Below are 17,844 nucleotides of genomic sequence, written 5' to 3' on the forward strand. Positions count from 1 at the left end.
ATTGTTAGACAGACAGTGCAAGGTATTACGTATGAGCAACTCTTTCAACGATTCCTCGCGAGGAGATGAGCGGGGACACTACTCCTCGCAATCTCACAACTTCAGCGAGAACCGTGCCATTGGGGATGCTGGTGAGACAAACCAGTTTTCTGTCAATGAGCGCGGCTGGGAGAATTCCCACTACAACACCATCCCGTCTCAGCCGAACGGCGCTTACGGAGGCGGTTCAGAGTGGGACGTTGCGGCCAATCAGCAGAAGACCAAGGGTGCCCAGGGGGCTAAGGGCATGGGGGCGCTGGCAGTCGCTGCCCTGATGCTGTGCTCGGCCGGTATCGGTGGCGGTGTCGGCGCATGGGTAGTTCACAACTCGCAGTCGTCGGCCCCCGCGGACAACGCGCTGGATAAGCCTGCGGAAACCCGTCAGGTAGCAGCAGCTGAGGGGTCCGTGGAGAAGGTCGCGCAGAAGGTCCTTCCCAGTGTCGTCTCCATCACCACTGCCTCGGAGCGGGGCATGGCGTCGGGGTCAGGCTCCATTCTGTCGTCCGACGGTCTGGTGCTGACGAATAATCACGTCGTCGCAGGCGCGGGTCCGGACGCACATATGGAAGTCCTGCTTTCCGACGGCACCACGCACCCGGCAACTCTGGTTGCAGGGGATGCGGCTACGGATATTGCCGTTATTCGAATTGAAGGTGTTAACGGGCTGCGCCCAATCTCGCTGGGCAACTCCTCGCAGGTTCAGGTTGGCCAGGAAGTGGTAGCCGTTGGTTCGCCACTGGGACTGACCTCCACTGTTACGCAGGGCATTGTCTCCGCTAAGAACCGTCCGGTGACCGCCGCTGGTGAAGACGGTCAGTCCTCGGTCATTGATGCAATCCAGACCGATGCGGCGATTAATCCGGGTAACTCCGGCGGAGCGCTAGTGGACATGGAAGGCAACCTCATCGGTGTGCCCAGCGTGATTGCCTCTAACAGTGAGGCATCGGAACAGGCGGGCAGCATTGGCCTTGGTTTCGCAATTCCGGTTAATCAGGCTCGTCGCATAGCGGAAGACCTGATCGATTCCGGCAAGGCGCGGATGCCTGTCATTGGCGCCCAGATCGATTCGCGTCCGATTGCACGTGGTGCACTGGTGCGAGAGGTAACGCCAGGTGGCCCAGCTGATAAAGCGGGGCTGAAAGATGGTGACCTGATTACCAAGGTTGATGACCGCACACTTGACAACGGCGTTGCACTAATTGCGGCTATTCGGTCGCATCGGATCGGGGATTCTGTCACACTTACAGTTACAGATGAGCGAGGCGGCAGCGAGCGAACGGTCGATGTCACCTTGGCAGAAGCCCAGGATTGATAGGCAGCGTGGTGGAGTGAGTATCTCACCATCTGTAGAAGAGTTTTCGAGTGAAACTTCGAGTGAAAAGCTGTGGGAGAAAGCGAGATAGAGCAGATGAGTGAAACCGTGAGTACTGAGCCAAGTGACGTCAACCTCGCTGAGATGGAGCGTCTTATCAACGACGACGGCCAGGTCCGAAATGCGTTCGTTGTCCTCGTGGGCGACCATTTCGAGAACCCGGATGGTGCGGCTTCGCTCATGGTTGAGCTGTTGGAAGAAGACGGCTACTCGGTCGATGCCGTGGTCAGCACTGGTGCAGTGAAGCGTGAGATCCGGAAGGCTCTAGATACCGCTGTTGTCGGTGGCGCAGATTTGGTCGTCACGGTGGGCGGTGTTGGAGTTGGTCCTCGTGCGAAGACTCCGGATGCCACTCGCAAGGTTCTCGATGTACGACTGCAGGGCATCGAGCAGGCTATTCGTAACTCCGGTATGGGAGCTGGCGCCTTGGATGCGGGGCTGTCCCGCGGTTTGGCCGGCGTGTCCGGTCAGACAGTGATTGTCAATCTCGCGGAGTCTCGCGCTGCAGTGCGCGATGGCATGGCGACAATTCTCCCGCTGGTCTCACATGTGCTTGACGATCTCTGCCGCTGGAGCGTCTAGGAATGGGCGACGCTAAGCAGCCCAATCAGCTTGAGCAAGCCGCGCCGCGCAGTGGCAGCCGTAGGCAACGTCGTCGCGCAGGTGCACCGGCGAAAAACTTTGCCCAGTCACGCAGTGCGAAAACTGCGCGCACAGTGCACTATCACGATGAATCCCCGGAGGATGCTCGTGATTTTGATGCGGACTACTGGACAAAACAGCGCCCACCCCATTGGGGATGAGCGCTGTGTAAAAAGCGTTAGTTAGCTTCTTATCGGAAGCTCGCAACTAGCAGCTAGAGGCTAGTTCAGCTCCGTCTTCGGCTTGCCGTTCTGCTCTGCCAGCAGGTCACGAATCTCAGTCAGCAGGTCAGCCTCGGTGACCTCCGGTTCAGCGGAGGTCTCCAGACGAGCCTCACGCATCGCGTTGAACTTGTTCATCGGAGCAACGATGACGAAGTAGACAACCGCTGCGACCAGCAGGAAGTTGATGACTGCGGTGATGACAGCTGCGAAGTCAAGGTAGGTCGACGGGTTGCCGCTGATGATTTCGAAGCCAAGGCCAGTGACCTCAGCGCCACCGATGGTGTTCAGCAGCGGCTCGAGCAGGCTGTCGGTGAAAGCAGTGACGATTGCGGTGAACGCAGCACCGATGACAACACCGACCGCCAGGTCGATGACGTTGCCGCGCATGATGAACTCTTTAAAGCCCTTAAGCATAGGAAATTTCCTTCTGTAGAAACGGAACAAACCAAACGAGACCTGTGAGTCATCGTGTTGCTCATGGCAGGCCCATACGATTTTGAGAAACGGGGCAGTGCGATATCAGGCAGTGCCACTCTTCTTCGCTCTAATCGTAGTTTTGAATTGCCTGGCCATTGTATCCCTGCACTAAGTTGTGGGACAAGTCAACTTTCTGCGAAAAAACACTGTTCAGAGCCGTAAATTCTTTGGATCAGTGAGATTTTGGTCACTAACCCGCGAGTAACAGTGTGAGCGGAGATGCTAGCGACGTCGCAGCCACCACCTCTGCGGCGCCGGTGGGCAGAGCGACCAAGACCACCTCATCGTCGACGATGTTGACCACCCTTGCCCCGTGTGCAAGCGGCGCCGCCATCCCGCGCTCATCCGCTGTCGACACAATATCCACGCTGTCACCAGTGCGAAGAGCGGACACAATGCCCGCATCAGTCAACGTGATGGCAATAATTTTGCTTTCCGGCGTCCCCGTCAGCGACTTCGCAAGTGACGGGCCGACCATTCGCTGCTCTGTAATTATCTCTCTCGGTGACATGCCGGTGGCCAGGGTGCGTCCCCGCACAGAGGCGATGTCCGTTACGGCTCCACCGGGAACGAGCTCCCGGGGAATGTCCTTGAAAGCCACATCTTGTTCTGCCACCGATGCGCCAGCGGCAATGGATTTGGCGCTAACCACTACCCGAATATGGCCGCTGCGGGGTGTCAATGACTCCACCGCCGCCAGGCCGACTGCGCATAGGAAAACAGTGAGGGCAACCATCCGCCGAATAGTTGTGGGGCGGAGCTTTCGGAATGGACGCGGAAACCGGGACGAATATTTTGGGCTCATATTAAGTTAGGCGCGAAAATCCCGGAATCGGTTCCATTAAATCTGTGAAATCCCCGCTGGCGTGATCACATAATCGGCAGGAATGTCGTGCTCATCGTAGGCAAGCTCCGTGCGCAATTCGGTGTCGAAAACAGCAACAGCGATGACCGCAGTTCTCGCTCCATCCGTATCGTCGTCGCGTCGAGCGAAAACCAAGCTGCGATCGTAGTAACCAGCGCCACGCCCTAACCGCATCCCGGTTGCGAGGTCGGCCGCAACTGCCGGCAGGATAATGGCGTCGGCAACTCCCAGCTCAGCTGGGCCAGCAGAGTCTTCCACCGAAACAGGTTCTAAGAGTCCAAATCGGCCCTTGTGGAAGCTGCCGTTGTAGTAACCCCAGTGCAGCGGTTGTGGTGGACCGGGCGGGCAGACGGGAAGCAGAATTCGTGCTCCGGGAACCGCGTTGGCCAGAGCTTCCACAAAGCCCTGGCCGGGCTCACCACCAGTCGAACTAGAAACGCTTGCGCCGGGTTCGTCGCCAGCGGGGACATAGGCGGCAATGATGGGTTTTGCGAGGTCGCCGACGGTATTGGATAACCATTCTTGCAACCGCTGTACCAGTGCTTCGTCGTCAAGCATGCGCTCACGCTGCCCCTTGGCGGCGCGTGCGGCGAGTACCTCGTGCCGTGTGCGGGCTTTGAAATCAAACGTGGTTTCGGGAAGCGGAGCCATACCTGCAAACCTACTCTGTCAGGTAGGGGAGCGACCGCTGTCGTCAGCGCAGGAGAAAATTTCTGATTAATGCGTTGAAAAAGCGGGGTCAGCCTCCGAGCAAATGGAAGTTATATAGGTATCGTTGCCATTATGGTCTCATCGTCTAAAGAGTCTGGTTCGGACATGACTACTCCGGTTCGAACTGTCATCGTTCCTGCCGCGGGCATGGGTACGCGATTCTTGCCTGCCACCAAGACAGTGCCGAAAGAATTGCTGCCCGTAGTTGATACGCCGGGCATCGAGATGATTGCTGAAGAGGCCGCCGCCACTGGTGCGCAACGCCTGGCTATTGTCACAGCGCCGAGTAAGGATGGCGTGCTTGGGCACTTCGACCCGCGCCCGGACCTTGAGCAGACTCTCGCCGAGCGTGGCAAGGACAAGATTGCAGCGAAGGTACGCCGCGCCACCGAGGTCATTCGCGTGGAATCCGTTGTTCAAGATCGACCGCTGGGCCTGGGGCATGCGGTGTTGGTCGCAGAGCCGCTGCTCGAAGACGATGAGGACAGCGTTGCTGTCATGCTTCCCGACGATCTCGTGCTCCCAGTGGGCGTAATGGACCGCATGACGGAAGTGCGCAAGCGCTTTGGTGGTTCGGTGCTGTGTGCGCTGGAAATTCCTCACGAAGAGGTCTACAACTACGGTGTCTTCGATATCGAGGACGCTACCCCGGCGGAGTCTGGTGAGCTCGGTGCAGACGCAGCCGACGCTGATGCCTGGGACGATGTGAAGCGAGTCAAGGGCATGGTGGAAAAGCCGGACCCTGCGGATGCTCCATCCAACTTCGTTGCAGTCGGACGTTACTTGCTCGATCGTGCCATCTTTGATGCGCTGCGTCGTATCCCGCGCGGCAAGGGCGGCGAGTACCAGCTCACCGATGCAATTGAGCTGCTGATTCAAGAGGGGCATCCGGTTCATGTGGTCGTTCACAAGGGGTTCCGCCATGACCTGGGAAATCCTGGTGGCTTCATTCGCGCTTGCGTAGACTTTGGACTCAGGCATCCGGACTACGGCGAGGGGCTGCGCGACTACATGCAGCAGCGTCTGGCGCAGGATGAACAGGCTTAAAGCCTTTTTTATAGAGGCTTGTACTGAGAAGCTGAATAGCCATAAAGCGCACCGCGGGTTGGTGCCGAGGAAGGTAAAACATGCGTTCTGTGGAAGAACAGTTGGCGGCAATCACCGCACACGCTGTGATGCCTGATCCTGTGCGCGTTGCTATTTCGGAATCCCTCGGCATGCTGTGCGCTGAGGATGTCATCGCTGAGCAGCCGTTACCGGGATTCGTGCAGTCAGCGATCGATGGTTATGCGGTGCGCGCTGTCGATATCGTCGGTGAATCTGGGTCTTTACCTCCGGATGCGCGTCAGAGTGATGTTGATTTTCGCGAGGTTGAGCTACCTGTTGTCGGTGAGGTGACAGCTGGATCTCACCATCCGATGCGGCTACAGCCGAAGCAGGCCGTGCGCGTACAAACTGGTGCGCCGCTGCCATCGCTTGCCGACGCCGTCGTGCCCCTAAACTGGACCGACCGCGGTGGCCGTCGAGTTAATGTTCTCCATCCGGTCTACTCCGGTGACTTTGTGCGCAAGGTCGGTGACGACGTGCAGCCGGGTGACGTGGCGGTGTCCTTGGACTCGGTGATTTCGCCGTCACAGGTTGGATTGCTGGCAGCGGTGGGGCGTTCGAAGGTTTTGGTGCACCCCAAGCCACGTATGTCCGTGATTTCCATTGGTAATGAGTTGGTCGATGTTGACCGCACACCGGGGCTCGGTCAGGTCTACGACGTCAACTCCTACGCGCTGGCTGCAGCCGGCCGCGATGCTGGGGCTGAGGTACACCGAGTGGGTATTGCCACCGGTGAGCCCCGCCGCATCCGGGAAATCATCGAAGGCCAGCTCATTCGCAGTGAGCTCTTGGTCATCACGGGGGCTGTCGGCGGTGCCGCGGGTGAGCAGATTCGCCGTGTGCTGGCTGAATTGGGCGAGGTTGATGTTTCCCGCATCGCTATGCATCCTGGTTCAGTCCAGGGCTTTGGTCTGCTGGGAGATGACAAGATTCCAACGTTCCTCCTGCCGTCGAATCCGGTCGGCGCATTGGTCGTTTTTGAGGTCATGGTTCGTCCCCTCATCCGACTGGCGTTGGGGAAGCGCAATCCCCGCCGCCGCGCTGTCACCGCTCGTGCTGTCGGCCCGATCGAGTCGGCGGAGAAGCGCCGTGGCTACATCCGTGGCCAGCTCATGCGCGACCGCGAGACCGGCGAATACATGGTGCAGCCGCTGGGAGGTTCCGGCGGTGCGCAAGCCCACCTTTTGGCCGGTATGTCGGAAGCCAACAGCCTCATCGTGATTCCGGAAGACGTGCTGCACGTGCGTCCGGGAGATGTAGTTGACGTGCTGTTCATGGCGCGCCAGGCCTAACCTCACTCCACTACCGCGAGTATTGTTGCTGTGCGTACTTCTCGTCTAGTAACCAGTGGCGGCCGAGTCCGCCTGCGTGTGCCAGAGCGCTCTGATGCCTCTGCATGGCGGGCACTGCGGCTGCGCGACGAGCCCATTTTGCGCCCCGTGGAGCCAACCCTCGAGGACGACTGGGATAACGCCCACAGGGCTTCTGTTTTCCGCCGTAACCTGCGCAGTTGGCGTCGTTCAGAGGCTGCGGGAGACATGATTGTCTCCACCATTGAGGTAGACGGCCAGTTCGCCGGCATGCTCACACTCGGCGGTATTACGCCTTTCCCCGTCGCTCACGCATGGATTGGCTACTGGGTCGGCAGCGGCTTTACATGTGGAGGGGTCGCCACTGCGGCAGTGGCGTTGGCGTCGGATTATGCCAAGAGAGTTGGTGTCCACCGAATTGAAGCGACTGTGTTGGACAGCAATGTCCCGTCGATACGCGTGCTGGAAAACTGTGGGTTCGAGTACGAAGGCGTGGCGCGGGAAGCCTTCCATATGGATGGCGCGTGGCGCGATCATCTGACCTATGCGCGGGTGGGGGAGGACAGTGCAGTGGACCTCATCGTGGCGAGTGGTCGCGCGCAATATGAAGAGGCGGAGAAATACCCACCGCAACGGCGCGCCTGAGTAGTCTGAGTAACACACGCCGATAGGGTGATGACAACTCTACTATTGGGCGAATTCGCTCTAGATACGCTGACTGCCTTCGCAAATGCCTCTGTGGAAGGGCATGTGGGTGGCGTATTTGGGCCGGGGAGAGACGGCGAAACCCCGGGCGAAATCGCAAGGAGACACAAAATATGTCAACTTCACTGTTGCTGATACTCATCGTTGTACTGTGGCTGTTTGTGCTTGCCCCGCTGGTGGTCAATACGCGCAAGCCGATTCGTCGTACCTCCGATGCGCTAGGTAAGACCCGCGTGCTGCATCGTGGTGGCGAGGAGTTGGCCACGACGCGCCGCCGTCCGTCTTTTAAGGAGTCGGACGTGCGCGTGGCCGAAGAAGTCGACGATTCTCTCGAAACCGTTGACGCGCAGGTCGACGATGACTTCGATGTCAGCGACGTGCTTATCGACGACACCGTGGACGAGGCGGCCGACCCGGCCGTCGTTGACGGCGATATCGTCTACGAGCTGGAAGCGGCAGATGCAGAGGAGGAGACCCCGCAGGCGGATGATTCCGCTACCGAGGAAGCCACTGCTGAGTCTTCTGACCGCTCTGACATGGACGTGTCCGATGATGAGTCTGCAGACCAGTCGCTGCAGGCTGTCGTTAATGACGAGGATGCTGAATCTGACTCCGCCGTTGCCTCCGCCGAAGGTGACGTGGTTCGTGCAGATGAGTCCTCTTCCGATGTGAGCGTTGACGTTCGCCGTCAGTTTGTCGACGCCGATGACTTGATGTTCGAAGATGCCGTTGAATCTGACGCTGATTCCGGTGCCGCGGCTGACGCTGAGCACGCGGACGCTGAGGCTCTCTCTGAGACTGAAGAGGCAGCAGACACCGTAGACGAGCAGGCGGAACCCGACGAGACCGTCGAGGACGACAGCGACCACAGTGTCGAGTCCAACGATGACGCAGTTGCTGTCGATGACATCTTGACCGAAGATGATTACGCGTTCGCTGAGAAGCGCCGTGGTCGTGGTGGGTTCGATCCGATTTCGGATGCTCAGTACGCTGAGACTCGCTTTGCCCGCCGCCGCCGTTCGGTTGCTGGGCTGGCAGCGTTCATCGCGGTCACGGTCATCATCGCTGCTTTCGCCGGTGGTTGGACCTGGTGGATTCCACTGGTCGGTGTCGGCTTGATGACCCTGTATCTGGTCAACCTGCGCCGCACCGTGCGTGCAGAGCAGGAACTGCGAGCTCGCCGAATTCGCCGGATGAAGATGGCCCGCCTCGGCGTGCGTAACCGCGAGGATGATGAGCTGGGAATTCCACAGCGACTGCGCCGTCCGGGCGCGGTAGTGGTCGAGCTTGATGATGAGGACCCGGATTTCGCAGATCTGGCCTACACTGACCACCGCTTTGATGACGACGATTATGACGAAATGCCACAGGCTCGTGTGAGCTAGTCCTGTGAACTGAGCCGTAGAACAACCTTAAAGTTGTCTGAGCACGTCAGCGCGATTTTTTGTTAGAAACTCGGCCTGTTACGATGTCACTACCTAAGACATGACACACCGGGTGTGTTTGGCGGAAGGCTTCTCCCGAGGGGTTGGGAGAAGCCTTTTTGCATGTTTAAGTCGCTGGCCTCTCGCAGCCGCAGTGCTACCGTGTTTTGACCGTGCCGTCGGGTAGCATGTCCCTCATGGATCGACCGGTAATGCGCGATATCGCGCTCGTGATTCTCCGCCTGATACTCGGAATTATCTTCATCTGCCATGGCTGGGACAAGATTTTTATCACCGGTATCGACAAGACGACCGGTTACTTTGTCGCCGCGAATATCCCGCAGGCGCACTTGACGGTCTGGGTTGTCGCTCTAGTCGAACTGGTCGGTGGCGCGTTGCTGATTCTGGGACTCTTGGCACCGACGGTGGCGATGGTCTTCATCATTGAGATGATTGGTGCCTGGTGGTCGATGCACTTGGGCAATGGCCTGTTTATCCGCGACAACGGTGCGGAGCTTGTGATGTCGCTCATCGGTGGTCTGGTGATGATTTTCGTTTTCGGGGCTGGCCGTTTCAGTTTGGACAGGCAGTTCATCAGGTAAGACCTCATTAGGTACAACCCCCTTAAGAGTTAAAGGCGGTGGAGATTCCCCGTGGAGTGCGAGGAAATTCGCGCAGCATTGTCAGCTCGCCTCGATGGCGAGCAGGCAAGCATTGCCGATGAAGTCATCGATGCCCATCTTGGGGCCTGCGAGGAGTGCCGAGCTTGGTACGAGCGAGCGGTGCGGCTGAACCGCGCCCTTACGGTTGGGCCTGCCGATGGTATGCCGGAGATTTCCACGGATGATCTCTCGGAGCGCATTTTGGTCTCCATCGAACCGGAGCGCCGGCGGCGTGAGCGCGCATGGCTGCTCATGGCCGGCACCGCCCGCGGGGTGCTCATTGCGCTGGGCCTTTGCTGGGCGGTCTGGGGGATTGCGACACTGGTCGACGCCTCCGGCATGATGACGCTCGGACTTTCCTTGGCGCAGCCGCAGGACGGTGCAGGAATCGCAACAAGCACGGGAGCGCCTATCGACGGTTCCACTGCCACTGTTGACCCAATGGAGCTCGGAGCACGCCTTGCCATCCAACTCGCGGCAATTCGGCTTGCGTTGGCAGTGGGATTGTTCTGGGCTGCCTGGCGGCCACGCGCTGCCATGGGCATGGCGCCGGTCTACGGTGCCGTCGCCACGTTCAGCATCGGTTTTGGTATTCGTGACATTCTCATCGGTGCTCAGGGAGCATCAGAGATCGCTGGCCTGGCCTTGATGTTTGTCTCCGCTTTGACGCTGGCCGTTGTGTGGCTGGGCGGTTATACGCCGACGGCAATCGCACAGGCATGGCGGGCTGCCTCCGGGTTGCCGGTCACAGGCGTGCCGCCACAGCGGGACTAGCTCCAGGACGGCAACCAGAACCGCCATTCAAAGTGGTTGAGAGGCAGCGGGTAGCCGGTCAAAATCGGCAGCCAGAACACAAACGCGGCCACCACTAGTGCGGCGTGCGTGCCAACGATTACCAACCCCACCGGCTTATCGCGGGGCCGCCAGTGTGAGAGATCGTCGGCAAGCAGAGCAAAGGCGATGAGTACAAATGGAATCAGCGCGGTGGCGTAGAAGAAGTACATCTGACGGTCGTAGCCGATGACCCACGGCAGCCACGAGGCGAGGAACCCGATGACTGGCAGCGCGTAGCGGCCGTCGCGGCGGCCGAGCCAGCGCCATGTGGCCCACAGGACCACGGGGACCAGCAACCACCAGATGGGCGGGGTGCCAAAGAGCATCATCCAGCCCTTGCACTCCTGGCCACCACTGCAGTTGGTTTCGGTGGAGTAGTAGAGCATTGGCCGCCAGCTGACCAGCCACTCCCAGGGCTTGGACTCCCAAGGGTGTTTGTGGCCATTAGAGGTGGTCAGCTCGGCGTGGAACTTCAGCACGCTGTTTTGGTAGTGCAGGTAGTTCTGCACGGCCTCGGGAAGCCATTCGGTGCCGGGGAGTCCCGTATCGCGCTCTTCGGGCGAGACATGGCGATAGACCGACGTTTCTTCGGCGAACCAGGAACGCCAACTTAAGAAGTAAACGCCCAGCGGAACCACCACCAGATCACGCAACGCCGGGGCGGTATCGCGGGCGAGCGCGCCGAGCACGGGCTTGTCCGCACCGGCATTCTTGCGTGACACCAGATCCGTGAAGACGGACCACAGGCCGAATGCGGCCATGTAGTACAGACCGGACCACTTCACCCCGGTGGCAAGCCCCAGCATGATGCCGGCGAGCAGTCGCCACCAGCGATAACTGAGATAGGGGCCGAAACTACCTAGCTCCGTGGCGGATTCCAGGCGCTTGCGGGCATCGGCCTGGTCAATGAGAAGTGCCCACGCGGCCGCGATGATGAAGAAGGTCTGAATCATGTCCAGCATGCCGACCCGAGAGGAGACAAACAGCACTCCGTCGGCAAGCGCGTAGAGACCAGCAATACCCACCGCCAACCGCGAGCCGCGAGAGATGCGTCGGACGATGTCCATGAGCAGCAGGATGACCAGCGTGCCACACACCGCCGACATAAATCGCCAGCCCATTGGTGAATAACCGAAGATCCACTCGCCCAAGGCGATGACCTGCTTGGCCACTGGCGGATGCACAATCAGACCGTAGCCGGGATTGTCCTCAATGCCAGATGAGATGGGGTCGCGCGTGGACTCCAGAATCTGCCAGGCCTGTGGCACATAGTGCTTTTCGTCGAAGAGCGGGGTGCCATTGTCGGTCTTGGCAGCAAGCCCGATGAAACGCGTTAGCGCTGCGACGATTCCGAGAACCACAAAAGTGGCGGTATCCCATTTGTCCCACCGCCGCAGTGGCGGCAGCGGGGGAACCGGGGGAATCGGGCGCAGGAAACGTTTTTTCGCGCGGCGCTCGGTTTCCGGTGGTGGGGTTAAAGCGGCATCGGTCACGAATGTCAGTTTAAGCTATGGAATCATGACGCATTCGGCATCGAACTTCCAACCGCACGAGAACGAGCCCCTCAGCGAGGCTACGACGCTGGCTCCCGGCATCACTCTGGTGGCAACGCCGCTGGGCAATATAGCCGATGCCTCCGACCGCTTGCGCGGTGCGCTTATCGACGCCGATATCATCGCCGCGGAAGACACCAGGCGGGCGCGCAACCTAGCCACAGCGCTGGGCATTTCCCCCAAGGGGAAGTTTGTTTCGAACTTCGATCACAACGAAGAGAGCCGCACTGAGTCGCTGATTCAGGCGGCGAAGGCGGGACAGAAAGTCATTGTGGTGACCGATGCGGGGATGCCGGTGGTGTCAGACCCCGGCCTGGCTGTGGTGGCGGCTGCTCACGACGCGGGTGTGCCGGTGTCCTGCGTACCGGGACCGAGCGCGGTGACTACCGCATTGGCTCTCAGCGGCTTGGGTGTCGGCCACTTCTGCTTCGATGGCTTTGCACCTCGTAAACAGGGGGCGCGCCGGGCCTGGTTGGAATCACTGAAGACAGAGAAGCGAGCCTGTTGTTTCTTTGAGTCGCCGCATCGATTGGCTGCCACGTTGGCGGATGCCGCGGAGATTTTAGGTGAGGAGCGGCGCGCGTCGGTAAGCCGTGAGTTGACCAAGCGCTTTGAAGAGACTCGCCGCGCGACGCTGGGAGAGCTGGCTGCGTGGGCGGAAGAAGGTGTCCGCGGAGAAATTACGGTGGTGATTGAGGGCGCGGGGCAGCAGGCGACGGAGGTATCCACGGAGGACCTAGTTGACCGCGTGGAGGAGCTCGTGGCTGATGGCATGCGGTTGAAGGATGCCGCGAAGCAGGCTGCGGCGGAGGCTGGAATGACAAAGCACCGTGATCTCTATCAGGCGGTTTTGGCTGCTCGCGAGGAAAATCGTTAGGCGATTGTTACTTTGTGCCAGGAAATGCCCAGCGCACGACAGTGAACAGGGTAAACGCCATTATTGGCAGTTTTTGCAAGCTGGGAAAAATGAAGAAAACCTGAGAAAACCCGCATTCTAAGTTGAAATCCCAGGTCAATGGTGGACATGGTGGAGGAATGACGAATCCACCAGAGCATGAAATACAACAAGAAGTAGGGGAGTCAGTCGTCGGCGAAGTCAGGGCCGACGATTCTCACGCTCCCGTGAACCTCGGGGTTACCATCCCCGCCGTTGTCGCAATTCTGGCAATCATCGTCTGGGGCCTGGCGTGGCCGGATAGTTTCTCGACGTTTGCATCTAGCTCTCTGAACTGGGTCGTGGAGAACATCGGCTGGCTGTTTATCTTGGCCAGTACCGTCTTTGTCTTCTTCATTGTGTCCATCGCGATTTCCAAGTTCGGTCACATCCGCTTGGGCAAGGACAACGAGAAACCAGAGTTTTCCACGCCTAGCTGGATTGCGATGATGTTCGCCGCCGGTATGGGCATCGGTCTGATGTTCTACGGTGTCGCTGAGCCGCTGACCTTCTATCGCGATGGCGTGCCGGGCCACCAGCCGAAGGAAGTCGGTACCGCCATGGCTTCGACGATGTTCCACTGGACTCTGCACCCGTGGTCGCTCTACGCCATCGTCGGTCTCGCAATTGCTTACTCGACCTACCGCCTCGGCCGAAAGCAGCTGATTTCGGCGGCGTTCATCCCGCTCATCGGCGCGCGTCGCGCTGAGGGGCGGTTGGGCAAGCTTATCGACGCGCTTGCGATTTTTGCCACCGTCTTCGGTACGGCAGCCTCTCTCGGTGTGGGCGTACTTCAGATTTCCGCCGGTTTGGAAATCAACGGGTTCAACGCCATCAAGGGCGCACCTTTGTGGATTGGTCTTATTCTCGTTCTGGGCTGTGCCTTCTTGGTCTCTGCACTGTCGGGCGTGGGCAAGGGAATTCAGTACATCTCGAACTTCAACATGGTTGCCGCAGGTCTGCTGGCTCTGCTGGTGTTGGTCCTCGGCCCTACCGTGGTGATTCTGAACCTGATTCCGACCTCTATTGGCAGCTACCTGGATTCCTTCTTTGAGATGGCCTCCCGCTCCAGTGCTTCCGCTGACGGCACCGCCGGTGAATGGCTCTCTTCCTGGACAATTTTCTACTGGGCCTGGTGGATCTCATGGTCGCCGTTTGTCGGTATGTTCATCGCACGTATTTCTCGCGGCCGTACTATCCGTGAGTTCGTCTTCACCGTCGTCGCAGTTCCGTCGATTGTCTCTGCCGTATGGTTCTCCATCTTTGGCGGCACCGCCATTACTCGTGAGCAGCAGGGTGCTTCCATCTATGGCGACGGCTCGGCTGAGAGCCAGCTGTTCAACCTGCTGGAATCCCTGCCGGGTGGCGCGATTACTTCCGTCATCGCAATGGTTCTGCTGGCTACCTTCTTCATTACCTCGGCGGACTCCGCCTCCACGGTGATGGGCACCATGAGCCAGTTCGGTCGACTCACAGCATCGCGCACGGTCACTGCTATGTGGGGTATTTTCACCGCTCTGATTGCGATTGTCCTATTGGTCACCGGCGGCAGCGATGCCCTGTCCAACCTGCAGAACATCACCATTTTGGCGGCAAGCCCGTTCGTCATTGTTATCTTGGCGCTGATGGTGGCGCTGGTTAAGGGGCTTTCCGACGATCCGATGTACCTCGATGACAAGGAACAGCGTCAGTTTGCCCTGCGCATGGCTCGCGAGCGCCGCTTGGCGGAAGCGGCCGAACAGCGCGAACGCCGCCGTGCTCGTAAATTGCGCAACTAGCTTTCCAACAGCAGCGGTGCGGCCTTGGCCTCAATCTCGGCCCATTCGCCCTCGGGCGTAGACCCGATGGTGATGCCACCGCCGATGCCAGCTTCGACCCGAACTCTCCCCGAGTTCGGGTCTTTTGCATACTCAGCGGTACGAATGGCGACATTGAGCTCAAGTGCATCCCCGTGGGCCGCACCAATCGCGCCACAGTGAGCGCCACGGGGCTCGGGTTCCCACTCGCGCAGAAGCTCAATTGCTCGCAGCTTCGGTGTACCGGTGACTGAGGCCGGTGGGAAGCAGGCATCGATCAGCTCAGCGTGGCTGAGCTGATCGGGAAGTTCCGCGGAAACTGTGGAAAACAGGTGCCACACGCCCGGTGCCGGACGCACACTGAGCAGATCCGTGACCTTCACAGTGCCAGTTTTGGCCACCTGGCCGAGGTCGTGGCGCACCAGGTCGACAATCATGATGTTCTCGGCGACATCCTTATCGCTGCGCAACAGCTCATGCGGTGGCCGGTCAGCGGGAATCGTGCCTTTGATAGGAGTTTCAGTCACGCTTGTGCCAGCGCGGATGAGGAACTCCTCAGGACTCAGCGAGGCCAGAATTGGAATTCCAGCATCGAGGTTGCCGGGCAAGAATGCCGCTCGAGCCGGCTGATACCGCGCCACGCGGGAGGAAAACCACGCGCCGGCGTGGGCTAGTGCAGCATTGTCCACATCGACGTTCGTGCCCGATCCCGCATTCAGCTCCGCGTGAAAGCGTGTAGAGATGCAGGTTTGGTACACCTCGCCCGCGGCAATTGCTTCCTTACAGTTCTCCACTGCAAGCTGGTGGCGTTCTCGGTCGCCCTGATCCCACTCCAGTGGTGTGGCCGCGGGGAGCGCGTCGTCACGCGTGTTTTCGTGCGAGTATTTGATGGTCTCCTGAAGGGCTTGGAAATCCGGATTTGAGGGGTCATCGGTGCCGGGGCCGTCGAAATGCCACGTGCCGTCGTCGGCAAGCAATGCGACGCAGGCAGCGATCCCATGCGCGCTGGTGCCGGAGTAGGGGCGGAACCCAAATAGCCACGCATTGGGGTCGGGGCTGGTGAAAAGCGCTGTCGAATCGCAGGCGGTGAGCTCGACGTTAGCGGCGAGAACCGCGCGATAACCGAACCAGGAGCCGACGAGTGCGGCGGGGCGATGACCGGCGGCGATAAGACGAGCTAGCGCAGTGGTCGCGCGCGAAGTGAAGTCAGCGGCCGAGTCGGAGGAGGTGGACCGAGTGGACATAGGACATAAGCGTAGTGACTGCGCGAGCGCGCGATGACGCTAGGGGACAGTTCTTGGAAGACTTCATGAGGGCACAGTTCATCGTGATGGTAGGTCATCTATTACCCTGTTAAATATGTCTCGCATTTTCACAGCAGTTGCGTGGCCGTACGCTAACGGTCCGCGACATATCGGCCATGTTGCAGGTTTCGGTGTCCCCTCGGACGTTTTCGCTCGCTACCAGCGAATGATTGGCAATGACGTGCTGATGGTCTCCGGTACTGATGAGCATGGCACGCCACTGCTTGTGCAGGCGGAGAAGGAAGGCGTTTCTGTCCAGGAATTGGCCGACCGTTACAACCGCCAGATTGTGCAGGACCTCGCGGGTCTGGGGCTTTCCTACGACCTGTTTACGCGCACCACCACGCGCAATCACTACGCCGTTGTCCAGGAGCTCTTCCGGGGACTCTACGAAAACGGCTATATGGTCAAGCAGACCACGATGGGTGCGATTTCCCCGTCGACCGGTCGCACGCTGCCGGACCGTTACATCGAAGGTACCTGCCCAATTTGTGGCGCTTCCGGTGCCCGCGGCGACCAGTGTGACAACTGCGGTAACCAGCTTGACCCGGCCGATCTGATTGATCCGGTGTCGAAAATCAACGGCGAGACCCCGAAGTTCGTTGAAACTGAGCACTTCCTGCTAGACCTGCCGGCTCTGGCAGAGGCCTTGACCGAGTGGCTGCAGGAGCGCAAGGACTGGCGCCCGAACGTGCTGAAGTTCTCCCTGAACATCCTGAAGGACATCCGTCCGCGTGCAATGAGCCGTGATATTGACTGGGGTGTGCCGATTCCGCTGGAGGGCTGGTCGGAAAACGGGACGAAGAAACTCTACGTTTGGTTCGACGCCGTCGTCGGGTACCTATCCGCTTCCATCGAGTGGGCCTGGCGCATTGGTGCTCCGGAAGCGTGGCGCAAGTGGTGGAATGACCCGGAGGCGCTGTCCTACTATTTCATGGGCAAGGACAACATCACCTTCCACTCCCAGATTTGGCCGGCTGAGCTGCTGGGCTACCGTGGCGAGGGCTCCCGCGGGGGCGAGGTCGGGGAGCTCGGTGAGTTGAACCTGCCGACGGAGGTCGTCTCCTCGGAGTACCTGACCATGTCGGGCTCGAAGTTCTCCTCTTCCAAGGGCGTTGTCATCTATGTGAAGGACTTCCTGGCGGAGTTTGGTCCGGATCCGCTGCGCTACTTCATCGCGATGGCAGGCCCGGAGAACCAGGACACCGACTTCACCTGGGATGAGTTCGTCCGCCGCGTGAATAACGAGCTGGCCAACTCCTGGGGCAACCTGGTCAACCGCACCGTGTCCATGGCTTTCAAGAACTTCGGTGAGGTGCCAACTCCAGGCGAACTCACTGACGCTGACCGTGAACTGCTCGATTTGGCTGAGCGCTCCTTCGCCGAGGTCGGCGACGCACTCGCACTGTCCCGCTTCCGCGCTGGTATCACTGCCGCAATGCACCTGGTCGGAGAGGCCAACGCCTACATTGCTGCGCAGGAGCCGTGGAAGCTAGCCAAGGATGAGTCTCAGCGCGAGCGCCTGGCCACCGTGCTGTGGACAGCACTGCAGGTAGTCAGCGATGCCAATGTGCTGCTGACCCCGTACCTGCCGGAAAGTGCACAGAAGGTCTTCGAGACCCTGGGCGGCGAGGGCATCTGGGCCGCAATGCCGGAAGTGCAGGAAGTCCAGGACGACATGCCGGTCGAACCGGTCGGCGCTGACCTGCCGGCAGAGGGCAGGAGCTACCCAATCATCACCGGTGACTACGTCAATCAGAAGGCCGCCTGGCGTCGCTTCGACATTGAGCCGGGTACGGCGCTGGCCAAGCCGAAGCCGATTTTCACCAAGCTCGACGCTGAGTTGGCTGAGCACGGCCCCGAGTGGGCACAGGTGAAGTAGGGG

16 protein-coding genes are annotated in these 17,844 nt (G+C 59.6%); 11 read left to right on the plus strand and 5 right to left on the minus strand.

Going from position 1 to position 17,844, the window contains the following annotated elements; translation table 11 throughout:
* Positions 1–31 precede the first annotated feature (31 nt).
* Together QP978_RS08020 and QP978_RS08025 are read left to right on the plus strand one after the other, a co-directional pair.
* The gene (locus QP978_RS08020; RefSeq protein ID WP_284857038.1) at positions 32–1,351 is read left to right on the plus strand and encodes a S1C family serine protease; all 1,320 of its coding nucleotides are present in this window, start codon (positions 32–34) and stop codon (positions 1,349–1,351) included.
* 72 nt (positions 1,352–1,423) lie between these two features.
* Positions 1,424–1,993, plus strand: a complete 570-nt coding sequence (locus QP978_RS08025) for a MogA/MoaB family molybdenum cofactor biosynthesis protein (RefSeq protein ID WP_126108175.1) — start codon at positions 1,424–1,426, stop codon at positions 1,991–1,993.
* A gap of 281 nt (positions 1,994–2,274) precedes the next feature.
* Here QP978_RS08025 and mscL read toward each other — a convergent pair whose 3' ends face one another.
* The 3 genes from mscL to QP978_RS08040 all read right to left on the minus strand — a co-directional run bounded on the left by mscL (position 2,275) and on the right by QP978_RS08040 (position 4,270).
* Positions 2,275–2,691 (minus strand): large-conductance mechanosensitive channel protein MscL, encoded by a 417-nt coding sequence (gene mscL, locus QP978_RS08030; protein WP_016423268.1) that lies wholly within the window; start codon positions 2,689–2,691, stop codon positions 2,275–2,277.
* A gap of 253 nt (positions 2,692–2,944) precedes the next feature.
* The gene (locus QP978_RS08035; protein ID WP_284857039.1) at positions 2,945–3,490 is read right to left on the minus strand and encodes an SAF domain-containing protein; all 546 of its coding nucleotides are present in this window, start codon (positions 3,488–3,490) and stop codon (positions 2,945–2,947) included.
* A gap of 105 nt (positions 3,491–3,595) precedes the next feature.
* Entirely contained in the window at positions 3,596–4,270 is a 675-nt protein-coding gene (locus tag QP978_RS08040; RefSeq protein ID WP_284857040.1) for a 5-formyltetrahydrofolate cyclo-ligase, read from the minus strand.
* A 132-nt stretch (positions 4,271–4,402) separates the two neighbouring features.
* Here QP978_RS08040 and QP978_RS08045 point away from each other — a divergent pair, with 132 nt between their 5' ends.
* From QP978_RS08045 to QP978_RS08070, 6 genes are all read left to right on the plus strand, one after another.
* Positions 4,403–5,377, plus strand: coding sequence for a UTP--glucose-1-phosphate uridylyltransferase (locus QP978_RS08045; protein ID WP_187404803.1), 975 nt, complete (start codon positions 4,403–4,405; stop codon positions 5,375–5,377).
* An 80-nt stretch (positions 5,378–5,457) separates the two neighbouring features.
* The gene (gene glp / locus QP978_RS08050) at positions 5,458–6,729 is read left to right on the plus strand and encodes a molybdotransferase-like divisome protein Glp (RefSeq protein ID WP_005511382.1); all 1,272 of its coding nucleotides are present in this window, start codon (positions 5,458–5,460) and stop codon (positions 6,727–6,729) included.
* Positions 6,730–6,759: 30 nt separating this feature from the next.
* Positions 6,760–7,392, plus strand: coding sequence for a GNAT family N-acetyltransferase (locus tag QP978_RS08055; protein ID WP_048733595.1), 633 nt, complete (start codon positions 6,760–6,762; stop codon positions 7,390–7,392).
* A gap of 173 nt (positions 7,393–7,565) precedes the next feature.
* A complete protein-coding gene (gene sepX / locus QP978_RS08060; protein WP_049189706.1) occupies positions 7,566–8,837 on the plus strand; it encodes a divisome protein SepX/GlpR in 1,272 nt (423 codons plus the stop codon).
* Positions 8,838–9,073: 236 nt separating this feature from the next.
* A complete protein-coding gene (locus tag QP978_RS08065; protein ID WP_038629133.1) occupies positions 9,074–9,478 on the plus strand; it encodes a DoxX family protein in 405 nt (134 codons plus the stop codon).
* Between the two features lie 51 nt (positions 9,479–9,529).
* Positions 9,530–10,312: a zf-HC2 domain-containing protein gene (locus QP978_RS08070; protein ID WP_284857041.1), complete on the plus strand. Its 783-nt coding sequence runs from the start codon at positions 9,530–9,532 to the stop codon at positions 10,310–10,312.
* Here QP978_RS08070 and QP978_RS08075 read toward each other — a convergent pair.
* Positions 10,309–11,805 (minus strand): dolichyl-phosphate-mannose--protein mannosyltransferase, encoded by a 1,497-nt coding sequence (locus tag QP978_RS08075; protein WP_373271113.1) that lies wholly within the window; start codon positions 11,803–11,805, stop codon positions 10,309–10,311. The two genes, QP978_RS08070 and QP978_RS08075, sit on opposite strands and share 4 nt — an antisense overlap.
* A gap of 85 nt (positions 11,806–11,890) precedes the next feature.
* Here QP978_RS08075 and rsmI point away from each other — a divergent pair, with 85 nt between their 5' ends.
* Entirely contained in the window at positions 11,891–12,802 is a 912-nt protein-coding gene (gene rsmI, locus QP978_RS08080; RefSeq protein WP_016423259.1) for a 16S rRNA (cytidine(1402)-2'-O)-methyltransferase, read from the plus strand.
* A gap of 158 nt (positions 12,803–12,960) precedes the next feature.
* Complete coding sequence (locus tag QP978_RS08085) at positions 12,961–14,637, plus strand: BCCT family transporter (RefSeq protein ID WP_049193060.1); 1,677 nt, start codon at positions 12,961–12,963, stop codon at positions 14,635–14,637.
* On the opposite strand, the gene QP978_RS08090 is transcribed toward QP978_RS08085, so the two are convergent.
* Positions 14,634–15,899 (minus strand): aminodeoxychorismate synthase component I, encoded by a 1,266-nt coding sequence (locus tag QP978_RS08090; protein WP_284857042.1) that lies wholly within the window; start codon positions 15,897–15,899, stop codon positions 14,634–14,636. The two genes, QP978_RS08085 and QP978_RS08090, sit on opposite strands and share 4 nt — an antisense overlap.
* 115 nt (positions 15,900–16,014) lie before the next feature.
* Between QP978_RS08090 and metG the strand changes: the two genes are divergently transcribed.
* Complete coding sequence (gene metG / locus QP978_RS08095; RefSeq protein WP_284857043.1) at positions 16,015–17,841, plus strand: methionine--tRNA ligase; 1,827 nt, start codon at positions 16,015–16,017, stop codon at positions 17,839–17,841.
* The last annotated feature ends 3 nt before the right edge of the window (positions 17,842–17,844 follow it).

The organism is Corynebacterium sp. MSK035, from assembly GCF_030232615.1.
Classification (GTDB): Bacteria; Actinomycetota; Actinomycetes; order Mycobacteriales; family Mycobacteriaceae; genus Corynebacterium; species Corynebacterium jeikeium_D.